Here is a 12,245-nt window from a genome sequence, read left to right on the forward strand (position 1 = left end):
CTCCCATCCAAGATGGCCCAAGCCTAGCGGATTGACCGGCGGTTTGTGCGGGTAATACGCGCCGAGCTGCCATAGATCAGTTGCCGTTGCCCTGATCCGCTAGAATGGCGGCCTTGCCAATGCTGAGCCCGCCATGAACCCTGTATTGCCCCACGCCCAGCTCGACTGGGACGACCAAGGCCGCCCGCGCTCGCGGGTGTTCGATGACGTGTATTTCTCCGACCAATCGGGCCTGGAAGAAACCCGCTATGTATTCATCGAACAAAACCGCCTGAGCGAACGTTTTGCCGCCCTGAGTGCCGGCGAAAAACTGGTGATTGGCGAGACCGGCTTCGGTACCGGGCTGAACTTCCTGTGTGCCTGGCAACTGTTTGAACAGCAGGCAGTGGCGGGTGCGCGCCTGCATTTCATCAGCGTTGAAAAATACCCGCTGAGCCCTGCCGATCTGCAGCGAGCCCTGGCCCTGTGGCCGGAACTCAAGGCCTTCGCCGAGCCCTTGCTGGCGCAGTACGTCGCCATCCACCAGGGTTTCCAGCGCCTGGTACTGGACCATGGCCGCGTCACGCTGACACTGCTGATTGGCGACGCCCTGGAGCAGTTGCCACAACTGGACGCGCAGATCGACGCCTGGTTTCTCGACGGCTTTGCCCCGGCGAAAAATCCCGAGATGTGGACCGCCGAACTGTTCGCCGAACTGGCGCGCCTGGCCGCTCCCGGCTCGACCATCAGCACCTTCACCAGCACCGGCTGGGTGCGTCGTTTGCTCAACGCCGCCGGCTTCAAGATGCGCCGCACGCCGGGCATCGGCCACAAATGGGAGATCCTGCGCGGGGCGTTCATCGCCTGGCCCGCAGAGACGCCAGCACCGGCAGCCGTCAAACCCTGGTTTGCCCGGCCGCCGCAGCACCTGGGCGAACGCCATGCGCTGGTGATCGGTGCCGGCCTGGCCGGCTGCGCGAGTGCCGCCAGCCTCGCCGCACGTGGCTGGCAGGTCAGCCTGCTGGAGCGCCACGCCGACCTCGCCCAGGAAGCCTCCGGCAACCCGCAAGGGGTGCTGTACCTGAAGTTGTCGGCCCACGGCACCGCCCTCTCGCAAATGATCGTCAGCGGCTTCGGTCATACCCGACGTCTGCTCGAACACTTGCACCGCGGCCACGACTGGGATGATTGCGGGGTTCTGCAACTGGCATTCGATGCCAAGGAAGCCGAGCGCCAGGCCAAGCTGGCGGCGGCGTTTGCCAGCGATCTGCTGCAGCCGCTGGATCGCCTCCAGGCACAGGCCATCGCCGGCATCGCCCTGGAACACGGCGGGTTGTTTTACCCCGAAGGCGGCTGGGTGCACCCGCCTGCGTTGTGCCGCTGGCAAGCGGCCCACCCCCAGGTGCAACTGCTGGCCCACCGCGAAGTACTGCAACTGCGCAAGGTCGACCAGCTCTGGCAAGCCTGGGATGGCGAGACCCTGCTGGCCAGCGCGCCGGTGGTGATCCTGGCTGGCGCGGCGCAGATCAAACAGTTTGCGCAAAGTGCCGACTTGCCGCTCAAGCGGATTCGCGGGCAAATCACTCGTCTAGCGCAAACCCCACAGAGCCAGAGCCTCGGCACCGTCGTGTGCGCCGAAGGTTACGTCGCCCCGGCGCGCCTGGGTGAACACACCCTGGGCGCCAGCTTCGACTTCAAGAGCGACGACCTCACGCCGACCACCGCCGAACACCTGGGCAACCTGGACATGCTCAAGGACATCTCCCCCGACCTGGTCGAGCGCCTGCACATATCCGAACTGGACCCGGAGCAACTCCAGGGACGCGCAGCCTTCCGCTGTACCAGCCCCGACTACCTGCCGATTGTCGGTCCGCTGGCCGACAGCCAAGCCTTCACCCAGGCCTATGGCGCACTGGCCAAGGACGCCCGGCAAGTACCGGACCACCCGTGCCCTTGGCTCGAAGGCTTGTACGTCAATAGCGGCCATGGTTCCCGGGGGTTGATCACCGCTCCGCTGTCTGGCGAGCTGCTCGCAGCCTGGCTGGACAATGAACCGCTGCCCCTGCCCCGCAGCGTGGCTGAAGCCTGCCACCCGAATCGATTTGCCTTGCGCCAGTTGATTCGCGGCAAAGCCTGAGGCCAGTCCGGTAACCTCTGCTTATAACCGATCGATCTAAAACTCACAGCACCGCAGCAGGTCAGTTTCTGAGTACCCGCCACTTCCGGCGGGTTCGAGATTGACCCTCCCCAACGGAAAAACCGGTAAGGAATTTATGTGCGGATTAGCTGGCGTTTTTGGTCCGGGGGTTTTAAAGGGCTTCAGGGGGTATTCAACCCCCTAAAATCCCCCTGAAAAACGCATGATTGGTATAAAAAGTGGTACGAGAATTACCGGGCTTTAGTTGTCTTCCAATTGGAGATCTCTACCAAAACAGCTGCATCGCCATCGTCGTTCCAGATAGGGGTTTTAAAGTTCCAGTAAATGTGATGCCAAAGAACATCTCCATTTTTTCGCTCCTTGTCCTGCCCGACCTTGGTGTGCAGAGCAACCCGCTCTCCCTTGCTCACCAATTTATTGACAAACCATTTAGAGTGGCGATGCTTGTTGGATATTTTCCCATCTTCGGTATATGTCGCATCAGATACCATATAGCTATTCAAGTTACAGTCTTCGAGTACGGTTAACAGCACTCGCTCTTCACTTGCATCACCGTGCCCGTGGCACCTTATCAATTCTCAATTTCATTTCAGCTTCCATGTTGTGGCATGTTCGTGGTAAGGCTGAATGTATTCGATTGGATAGCATCTGGCCACTTCTAAGCTCACTCCCCTTACCAGGCGCCCTGCCGACCGTTAAAATCTTCGTGAAGCGCAGTGCTTCTGCTGAGCTCATAAACGAGGATTCGCGATGCCAAATTCTGACCTATTCCCTTCCCTGCCCTACAAGCTCAACGAGAACCAACTCGCCCTCGAGGCCGCCATCATGGAGCTATCGAACTAGGTGGAGGCTCGCGGCTCGGCAGACGTCGCCGATAACCTCCGCGGCGCCCTGGACACGATCGACCGGAATGAAGAGTTCATCAAAATAACGCTGGCAGTGCTTTTGACCCCAGAATGAGTCTGGATATGGCGGATTACCGCAGACTCTACGCCATGGTCCGATGACCAACCGTTTGCATCCGCTGGCCCCCAACTAAGATTCCTGTTGACTAGCATATCCGGGGGCATTGAGTACCTAGACGCGGGCGCCTGGAGTGGCCTCCAGGATCTCGCACTGACACGTTTGAGGCAACTGATCAACTAGTGCTATCCCGCTGCGCCAAACTCCTCATGGAAACAGTCCACACAGACGTTTAACACGGCTTGCAAACGTGATATCGTAATGCGCATCATTCTCATCTGTACGACCGAGAGAAGACGGACCCGTAGGGCAGTAAGTTTGATGCTCATTGACAGATCAACCGTGTGGTAAAGCAAAGGAAGGCAAGACAATGGTAGCTTTTGTACGTAGTGCGTTGTTAGTAGCGATAGCCTCTGCTCATAGCATAGCTTTCGCTGACTCAGTTAAGGAAATCTCTCAGGAGATCCAGGCCAATGGATGGTTTCAATCATGCAGTCGGGCCCTTCCACGACTTGCGAAGCTAGGAGAGCCTTCTAGGCAGTCTGGGGATTGGAAGTCGCATGTATTAACTAAGGCTGGTTGTTTGTCTGAGCTTCGCCGAGATGCAGAAGCTGTTGCTTACTTGGAGAGAAGTTATCCGAAAGGGGATTTTGATTCGGATGCGTTGGAGTTTTTAGCAACCAGCAATATCAGGCTTGGAAACTACGAAGATGCAGCCAAGCATTTGGAAGCAGCACTTGCGGGCGGGGCAAAAAAAACAAGAATTCCAGAGATTCATAGCAAGTTGGCTCTGGCATATGTACAAGTAGCCGTCAAGCAAAGTTTCGCAGCACGCAGCCGCAGTGATTTTTTGGAGAAGGCTGAGAGGAGCCTGCGCACTGCCATTGATCTCAGCGACACACCATCCCCATCCCTGTATACGCAGCTTGGACAAGTTGAAACAATCAAAGGGGATTTTGATGCTGCAGAAAGATCGCTGAATACTGCCCAAACAGTTAATGATTCTTATAAGTGGGAGAAGCCTGGTCTTCGCCCAGTGATTGAATCAGAAATACTTATGGCAAAGAGTCAGTTAAAGATGGTGACCGGGGACTCTGTCGGTGCTGAAGGTTTGGCTCAACAAGCAGTGAAGTCGGCGCCAACAGAAAATCTGAAAATAGTCTTGGAGGCTATTAAGTCATCGCCTGAAGTAAAGGCCGAAGCATCATCGAAGTCGACTATGGCCAAGTCGGCTAAAGCATCGATATTAGCCCAGCCATACATCCCACTTGATGAAGAACTCTGAGTATAATCGAATGACAAAAGCTAAGCTTACTCTGGCTGCATTAGTATTTATGCTGCCGTCGCTATCGTTTGCTGGGGTTTCTTCCGCAATGATCTATACTTGCAATAATGCTCCTACTAGTGAACCACGTGGAGGTGGGTGGATTTGCTACTACCAAAATATGCCCGTAAACATTAACCCTCCGCCGGTGATTCTTTGAGGTCTTTTCTTACTCTTGCGATGTTTTTTAGTTTGGAGGCGTCGCAACAAGCTATTGCCGAGCATTCGGCACGGGCTATTTCGTTCGGGGGTGTTTCATGTGCGGACGTAACGCGGAGCTTGCCTTCTGGCAATTCGGCCCTGGATCATGCTACCACATGGGCTGAAGGATACTTGAATGCTCAAAACCAGGATGCGCCTGAGTGGGTGGATTTGGTAGAAAACACCTTGAACAGAGGTCAGCGTGAGAGTTATATATACGCCTATTGCAAGAAGCATCCTCAAGCCTTGGTTTTAGATTCGGCACAGGAACTCCAGAGGTTCCTAGAATCAGAATTGATAGGGCGAGCGAAGAGACTTTGACGTATTCAGCCTAAGTAACTTCAATGTTTTAGTTGAAAGAGTAAAGAGCCGCCGATCATCTCAGAGCGTATCAATCGATCCGTGCTTTGTGCACGGAGCAAGAGCCTCTGCTGGACTTTCAGGGACCATCTGCAGGGGCGGCGACCGGGGTGGATGTTGACGCATTCTTCCCGGTCGCTCTTTTTCACTTTGTTGCTGTCACGGCTTTGACATAGGCCTGACAAGCCGCCAGAGCGATCAATCCTTGGTCGCCGGCATTGGTAATGCCGATAATTCGTTGAGCATGCGCTGGTTCAAGTCGGGCTCGCGCCCCTCCATGAACCATGCCGACGGCGCCGGCGGTGGTAGGCACTGACCAGCTACCGGCTGAATCCTCAGCAAGGAGGACTGACAGCCGGAGATCAGCAGTGGCAAGACGATCACGCAGGCGAGCCTGTTTGGTCTGAGCATCGCTCATTTCCTTATAGTGGGCTTGATCGTTAGCTGACAACCGCTGCTCGAGCGCAAGGCGGTTTTCCTGATTCGTGCTCATCTGGGCTGAGGCCGCGTTGTTGATGGCGGTCAAATCGTTCTGATGTAGGTCGGCCTGCTCTGCCAGTTGCTTACCGTAGCGCCAGTCCTGAACCTTCCAGGTTGCTCCAATCGCCAGCAGTACCATCACTAGCTCCCCGACCAGCACCACCTTCAACCCCGGCACGCTCATGACAGCGCCCCGCCCGCCAGGCGGAACTGCTTAATCAAGTCCTCGAGGCGGTGTTCACGCTGGCCATAGCCAGCCTCGGGCAGGCTGGCTCAGATTTTCCGGCACTTCTTGATAGCGGTTTCGATCCGACCGGCATGCACGTCCGGCAGCGCCCGACATTCGCGGACGTGCTGCAGGGCCAGCAGGTCCTGGCTGATCGGGCTGAAGTCCGGCAGCTTGAGCAGCGCCCGGTAATGCGGCCAGTCCTTGAGCATCTGCTGATAGCGGCCGGAGGCGTTCGAGGTCAGCCCCTTGCTGTTGATGACCTTGGACTTGCAGCCCCGGGCAAAGGGGTGATCGGTGAAGTCCTTGAACACCTCAGGCTTCCGGTCGATGCCGGTGACGATCACGTCGTAGCCATCCATGGCCGTGGCCGGCGAGGTGACAGTACCCTCTCCAGGCCAGCATATCGAGGAAGGCGAGCGCATTGCGGCTGCCCGCCCTGCTCTCTGAAAGTCTTGCCATTGCTTTGCCGATTTTGGGAACAGGCAAACGGCCCTATACCTGATGGCTGCTACGTATCTCCTCTAGATGGAAACAGACGTAACACTGACTTGGCCAACCTCAAGCTGGTGACCAAGGATGCCCTACTTGGCCGATAAGCCGATGGACAAGGTCACGCCGGTGATCATGCGCAAGATCGTCAACGACATTCAATGGACGTCACCAGTTCGCCGAAAGAACGCCATTCGGCTGGTGACTACGATCTTCACCCAGGCTGTGCGCGACGAGCTCATTACCCGAAACCCTGCTGCATCTATTCCGGCAACCCGCGTTCCAAAGCGAGATCTCGATCCCTTCACGCGCCCCGAAGCCGACCTGATGATTTCCAAACTGTACGAACTGACGAGCGGTTTACAACAGATCTACGCCTCCTTTTTTGAGTTCTCGTTCTACACCGGAATGCGCCCAGGAGAGGCGATGGCTCTGCGCTGGGCGGAGGTTGATATGCGCAAGAAAACCGCTCGTATTTGTCGTATTCGTATCTACGGAAAGATCCAGGAGCGAACTAAAACAAAGACCTCTCGCGAAGTTTTATTGAACGATCGCGCGATTAAGGCGCTCGAAAAAGCCAGGCCACTTACGGCGGCGCGTTCTGATTATGTGTTCGCGCCGGAAGGATCGGGTGACAGGTCGGAACTGTTTATCCGATCCGAGACTGGCCCAAAACGCTACTGGTTGAGCGCGCTGCGAAAGTTAGGAATTCGGCATCGCAGGATGTATGACACGCGCCACACGTACGCAACGATGTGTTTGATGTCCGGCATGAACCCAGCTTTCATTGCCGCACAGCTTGGGCACAGCGTTCAGGTTCTGCTTTCGACGTACGCCAAGTGGATCAGCTCGCCGAGTGATTGGGCAGAGCTTGAGAAGCTGGACAAAATTGAAAGTGGTACAAAAACGGTACGTGAAAATCACCAGTAGTGACATGCATGCCGAAATACAAAGGGTTTACGGTACATGTGCGGATTAGCTGGCGAGTTACGTTTTGATCATCAACCGGCCGACCTGGCCGCCATTGAGCGAATCACCCATCACCTGGCGCCTCGTGGCCCCGACGCCTGGGGTTTTCACAGCCAGGGACCGATCGCCCTGGGCCATCGACGGCTGAAAATCATGGACCTGTCGGACGGCTCGGCGCAGCCGATGGTCGACAGTCAACTGGGCCTGTCCCTGGCCTTCAACGGCGCGATCTACAACTTCCCCGAATTGCGCGCCGAGCTGGAAAGCCTCGGTTACGCCTTCTATTCCGGCGGTGACACCGAAGTGTTGCTCAAGGGCTATCACGCCTGGGGCGCAGACCTGCTGCCCCGGCTCAACGGCATGTTTGCCTTCGCCATCTGGGAGCGCGACAGCCAACGCCTGTTCATCGCCCGTGACCGCCTCGGCGTGAAACCCTTGTACCTGTCGCGCACCGGCCAGCGCCTGCGCTTCGCCTCGACTTTGCCTGCCCTGCTCAAGGGCGGCGACATCAACCCGATCCTCGACCCGGTGGCGCTCAACCACTACCTGAACTTCCACGCTGTGGTCCCGGCGCCCCGCACCTTACTGGCAGGCATCGAAAAACTGCCGCCGGCGACCTGGATGCGTATCGAGGCTGACGGCAGCACCGAACAGCAAACCTGGTGGACGCTGCCCTACGGACCCCGCGCCGACGAACTCGACCTGACCCTGGAAGACTGGCGTGACCGGGTGCTGCAGAGTACCCGTGACGCGGTGGCGATTCGTCAGCGCGCGGCGGTGGATGTCGGCGTGCTGCTGTCCGGCGGCGTCGACTCCAGCCTGCTGGTGGGGCTGCTGCGCGAAGTCGGTGTGCAAGACCTGTCGACCTTCTCCATCGGTTTTCAGGACGCGGGCGGCGAACGGGGTGACGAGTTCCAATACTCGGACCTGATCGCCAAGCACTATGGCACCCGTCATCACCAACTGCGCATCGACGAGAAGGAAATCATCGAGCAGTTGCCCGCCGCGTTCCGCGCGATGAGCGAGCCGATGGTCAGCCACGACTGCATCGCCTTCTACTTGCTGTCCCGGGAAGTGGCCAAGCACTGCAAAGTGGTGCAAAGCGGCCAGGGTGCGGATGAACTGTTTGCCGGCTACCACTGGTACCCGCAGGTCGATGGCGCCAGCGACCCCTATGCGGCCTATCGCGAGGCCTTCTTCGACCGCAGCTACGACGACTACGCCGCCACCGTGCAACCGCAATGGCTGACCGAGCATGACGCCGCCGGCGACTTCGTGCGGGCACATTTCGCCCAGCCCGGCGCCGCCGCACCTGTGGATAAAGCGTTGCGCCTGGACAGTACGGTGATGCTGGTCGACGACCCGGTCAAGCGTGTGGATAACATGACCATGGCCTGGGGCCTGGAGGCGCGTACGCCGTTTCTCGACTACCGCCTGGTGGAATTGTCAGCGCGGGTACCGGGCAAATTCAAACTGCCGGACGGCGGCAAGCAGGTGCTCAAGGAAGCTGCGCGCCTGGTGATCCCCAGCGAGGTGATCGACCGCAAGAAGGGTTATTTCCCCGTTCCCGGCCTCAAGCATCTGCAAGGTGCGACGCTGGACTGGGTGCGCGAACTGCTGCTGGATCCAAGCCAGGACCGCGGCCTGTTCAAGCCGGCCATGCTCGACCGCCTGCTCACCGACCCGCAAGGCCAGTTGACCCCGTTGCGCGGCTCCAAACTGTGGCAACTGGCAGCGCTGAACCTATGGCTCAGCGAACAAGGAATCTGACTGATGAAACCTCACGCCACAGCGCTGAACCAGCGCTTGCTGCGCGGCCAGGCACCGTCCTATGAACGCCTGCAAGCGCGTTTCGCCGAAGACGGCAGCGACGCGGGCGAGCCGATTGCCGTGCATTGCGGCTGGGGCCGGTTGCTGATCGGCCATACCTTCCCCGACGCGGCGAGCCTGGCCCGGGAGCTGGCCCATGAAGAACCGGGTGAGCGCGACATTGCCCTGTACGTGGCCGCGCCCCAGCAAGTGTTGGGCCTGGAGCCGGCGCAGCTGTTTCTCGACCCCTCCGACACCCTGCGCCTGTGGTTCAGCGACTACCGCCAGGCAACCCGGGTCTTTCGCGGCTTCCGTATTCGCCGGGCGCAGAGCGACGCCGACTGGCACGCCATCAACCAGTTGTACCAGGCCCGTTCCATGCTGCCCATCGACCCGCAGCGCCTGACGCCCCGGCATCACGGTGGCCCGGTCTACTGGCTGGCCGAAGATGAAGACAGCGGCGCGGTGATCGGCAGCGTCATGGGCCTCAACCATGACAAGGCCTTCGCCGACCCCGAACACGGCAGCAGCCTGTGGTGCCTGGCGGTCGACCCGCAGTGCACGCGGCCCGGGGTTGGCGAAGTGCTGGTACGCCACCTGATCGAACACTTCATGAGCCGTGGCCTGAGCTACCTCGATCTCTCGGTTTTGCACGACAACCGTCAGGCCAAGCAGCTCTACACCAAGCTGGGGTTTCGCACGCTGACGACCTTCGCCATCAAGCGCAAGAATGGCATCAACCAGTCGCTGTTTCTCGGCCCGGGGCCCCAGGCCGATTTCAATCCCTACGCGCGGATCATCGTCGATGAAGCCCACCGGCGCGGCATCGATGTGCAAGTCGACGATGCCCAGGCCGGCATGTTCACCCTCAGCCATGGCGGGCGTCGGGTGCGTTGCCGGGAATCCCTCAGCGACCTGACCAGTGCCATCAGCATGAGCCTGTGCCAGGACAAGAGTCTGACCCACAAGGTGCTCAAGGCCGCCGGGCTGAATCTGCCGGCCCAGCAACTGGCGGGCAACGCCGACGACAACCTGGCGTTTCTCGACGAACACCGCCGGGTGGTGGTCAAACCCCTGGACGGTGAACAGGGTCAAGGGGTGGCGGTGGACTTGCAGAGCATCGACGAGCTGCAACAGGCCATCGACGACGCCCGCCGCTTCGACTCCCGGGTGTTGTTGGAAAGTTTCCACCAAGGCCTCGACCTGCGCATTCTGGTGATCGGCTTCGAGGTGGTGGCGGCCGCCATCCGCCGCCCGGCGCAGATCATCGGCGATGGCCAGCATACGATCGACGCCTTGATCCAGGCCCAGAGCCGCCGACGCCAGGCCGCCACCGACGGCGAAAGCAAAATCCCCCTGGACCACGAAACCGAGCGCACGCTGCAGGCCGCCGGCTTTAGCTACAGCAGCATCCTGCCCGCGGGTGAGCGCCTGTGTGTGCGGCGTACAGCCAACCTGCACACCGGCGGCACCCTGGAAGATGTCACCGAGATGCTGCATCCCACCCTGGTCGATGCCGCCGTGCGCGCGGCGCGGGCACTGGATATTCCGGTGGTAGGCCTGGACCTGATGGTGCCGGCCGCCGATCAGCCGGACTACGTGTTCATCGAAGCCAATGAACGTGCCGGCCTGGCCAATCACGAACCACAACCGGTGGCCGAGCGGTTTGTGGATCTGTTGTTTCCGCATAGCTGACAGCTGCGAGCGGCGAGTCACGCCTGAGCGCGTTAGCTCTTGAGGCTTGCCGCTTGCCGCTCGCCGCTCGCGACTCAAGTCAATTCAAGGAATTCCCATGACCCGTAAAATTCCCGAACCCGATCTCGCCTACCTGCAGAAAGTCCTCCTGGAGATGCTCGCCATTCCCAGCCCGACCGGTTTCACCGACACCATCGTGCGCTACGTCGCCGAGCGTCTTGAAGAACTGGGCATCCCCTTTGAGCTGACCCGCCGTGGCACCATTCGCGCCACGCTCAAGGGCCAGAAAAACAGCCCCGATCGCGCCGTCTCCGCGCACCTCGACACCATCGGCGCCAGCGTGCGCGCGGTAAAGGACAACGGTCGCCTGACCCTCGCCCCGGTGGGCTGCTGGTCCAGCCGTTTTGCCGAAGGCAGCCGCGTCAGCCTGTTTACCGACAACGGCGTGATACGGGGCAGCGTGCTGCCGTTGATGGCCTCGGGGCATGCGTTCAACACCGCGGTCGACGAACTGCCGGTGAGTTGGGACCACGTCGAACTGCGCCTGGATGCCTATTGCGCCACCCGGGCCGATTGCGATTCGCTGGGCGTGAGCATCGGCGACTTTGTCGCCTTCGATCCCCTGCCGGAATTCACCGAGAGCGGCCACATCAGTGCCCGGCACCTGGACGACAAGGCCGGCGTGGCCGCCCTGCTGGCCGCGCTCAAAGCCATTGTCGACAGCGGCGAACCCTTGATGATCGACTGTCATCCGCTGTTCACCATCACCGAGGAAACCGGCAGTGGCGCGGCGGCGGCATTGCCCTGGGATGTCAGTGAGTTTGTCGGCATCGACATCGCGCCGGTCGCCCCGGGCCAGCACTCCAGCGAGCACGCGGTCAGTGTGGCGATGCAGGATTCCGGCGGGCCCTATGACTACCACCTCTCGCGCCACCTGTTGCGGCTGGCCAGCGAACATGAATTGCCGGTGCGCCGCGATCTGTTCCGCTATTACTTCAGCGACGCCCACTCGGCGGTCACCGCCGGCCATGACATCCGCACCGCCCTGCTGGCATTCGGTTGCGACGCCACCCACGGCTACGAGCGCACCCATATCGACAGCCTCGCCGCCTTGAGCCGCTTGCTGGGTGCCTACATCCTCAGCCCGCCAGTATTTGCCAGCGACGCCCAGCCGGCCAAAGGCTCACTGGATCGCTTCAGCCATCAACTGGAACACGATGCACAGATGGAAAGCGATACCCGCGTGCCCTCGGTGGACAGCCTGGTAGGGCAACGTTCGTCCTAGGACCGGGGTCACTTTGCACTGGTCCTGCTGCGCGAAGCGCCGTAGGATCGGCGCGTTGATGACCGAGGTAGCCATGCTGATTCCCCACGACCAACTTGAAGTCGACACCCTGACCCGCCTGATCGAAGACTTTGTCACCCGCGACGGCACCGACAACGGCGACGACACACCGCTGCAGACTCGGGTGCTGCGGGTGCGCAATGCCCTGAGCAAAGGCCAGGCCCTGATTGTCTTCGACCCCGAGAGCGAGCAGTGCCAGTTGATGCTCAAGCACGATGTGCCCAAGCACCTGTTCGACTGAGCC

General features: G+C 59.8%; 10 protein-coding genes and 2 pseudogenes. 9 read left to right on the forward strand and 3 right to left on the reverse strand.

Annotated features, from left to right (window positions below; all coding sequences use genetic code 11):
* Positions 1-133: 133 nt before the first annotated feature.
* Positions 134-2,116: a bifunctional tRNA (5-methylaminomethyl-2-thiouridine)(34)-methyltransferase MnmD/FAD-dependent 5-carboxymethylaminomethyl-2-thiouridine(34) oxidoreductase MnmC gene (gene mnmC / locus QMK50_RS06600; protein ID WP_159997376.1), complete on the forward strand. Its 1,983-nt coding sequence runs from the start codon at positions 134-136 to the stop codon at positions 2,114-2,116.
* Positions 2,117-2,367: 251 nt separating this feature from the next.
* On the opposite strand, the gene QMK50_RS06605 is transcribed toward mnmC, so the two are convergent.
* The gene (locus tag QMK50_RS06605) at positions 2,368-2,640 is read right to left on the reverse strand and encodes a hypothetical protein (protein ID WP_159997378.1); all 273 of its coding nucleotides are present in this window, start codon (positions 2,638-2,640) and stop codon (positions 2,368-2,370) included.
* Between the two features lie 247 nt (positions 2,641-2,887).
* Here QMK50_RS06605 and QMK50_RS06610 point away from each other — a divergent pair.
* Both QMK50_RS06610 and QMK50_RS06615 read left to right on the forward strand, forming a co-directional pair.
* Positions 2,888-3,097: pseudogene (locus QMK50_RS06610) on the forward strand (hypothetical protein).
* Positions 3,098-3,683: 586 nt separating this feature from the next.
* Positions 3,684-4,385, forward strand: a complete 702-nt coding sequence (locus QMK50_RS06615) for a tetratricopeptide repeat protein (RefSeq protein WP_159997380.1) — start codon at positions 3,684-3,686, stop codon at positions 4,383-4,385.
* A 745-nt stretch (positions 4,386-5,130) separates the two neighbouring features.
* Here QMK50_RS06615 and QMK50_RS06620 read toward each other — a convergent pair.
* Both QMK50_RS06620 and QMK50_RS06625 read right to left on the reverse strand, forming a co-directional pair.
* Complete coding sequence (locus QMK50_RS06620; RefSeq protein ID WP_159997382.1) at positions 5,131-5,649, reverse strand: lysis system i-spanin subunit Rz; 519 nt, start codon at positions 5,647-5,649, stop codon at positions 5,131-5,133.
* A pseudogene (locus tag QMK50_RS06625) lies at positions 5,646-6,153 on the reverse strand (glycoside hydrolase family 104 protein). Before QMK50_RS06625 ends, QMK50_RS06620 begins: the two are co-directional and overlap by 4 nt.
* Here QMK50_RS06625 and QMK50_RS06630 point away from each other — a divergent pair.
* The 6 genes from QMK50_RS06630 to QMK50_RS06655 all read left to right on the forward strand — a co-directional run bounded on the left by QMK50_RS06630 (position 6,153) and on the right by QMK50_RS06655 (position 12,242).
* Positions 6,153-6,290 (forward strand): HNH endonuclease signature motif containing protein, encoded by a 138-nt coding sequence (locus QMK50_RS06630; protein ID WP_237235026.1) that lies wholly within the window; start codon positions 6,153-6,155, stop codon positions 6,288-6,290. The pseudogene QMK50_RS06625 and the gene QMK50_RS06630 overlap by 1 nt on opposite strands.
* Positions 6,280-7,113, forward strand: coding sequence for a site-specific integrase (locus QMK50_RS06635; RefSeq protein ID WP_320332814.1), 834 nt, complete (start codon positions 6,280-6,282; stop codon positions 7,111-7,113). Before QMK50_RS06630 ends, QMK50_RS06635 begins: the two co-directional genes overlap by 11 nt.
* A gap of 36 nt (positions 7,114-7,149) precedes the next feature.
* The gene (locus QMK50_RS06640) at positions 7,150-8,922 is read left to right on the forward strand and encodes an N-acetylglutaminylglutamine amidotransferase (RefSeq protein ID WP_320332815.1); all 1,773 of its coding nucleotides are present in this window, start codon (positions 7,150-7,152) and stop codon (positions 8,920-8,922) included.
* 3 nt (positions 8,923-8,925) lie between these two features.
* Complete coding sequence (ngg, locus tag QMK50_RS06645) at positions 8,926-10,656, forward strand: N-acetylglutaminylglutamine synthetase (protein ID WP_320332816.1); 1,731 nt, start codon at positions 8,926-8,928, stop codon at positions 10,654-10,656.
* Between the two features lie 97 nt (positions 10,657-10,753).
* Complete coding sequence (locus QMK50_RS06650) at positions 10,754-11,941, forward strand: osmoprotectant NAGGN system M42 family peptidase (RefSeq protein WP_166591345.1); 1,188 nt, start codon at positions 10,754-10,756, stop codon at positions 11,939-11,941.
* Between the two features lie 73 nt (positions 11,942-12,014).
* On the forward strand, positions 12,015-12,242 hold the full coding sequence (locus QMK50_RS06655; RefSeq protein ID WP_095168255.1) for a YheU family protein: 228 nt from the start codon (positions 12,015-12,017) through the stop codon (positions 12,240-12,242).
* Positions 12,243-12,245: the final 3 nt, after the last annotated feature.

The organism is Pseudomonas sp. P5_152, assembly GCF_033989915.1.
Taxonomy (GTDB): Bacteria; Pseudomonadota; Gammaproteobacteria; order Pseudomonadales; family Pseudomonadaceae; genus Aquipseudomonas.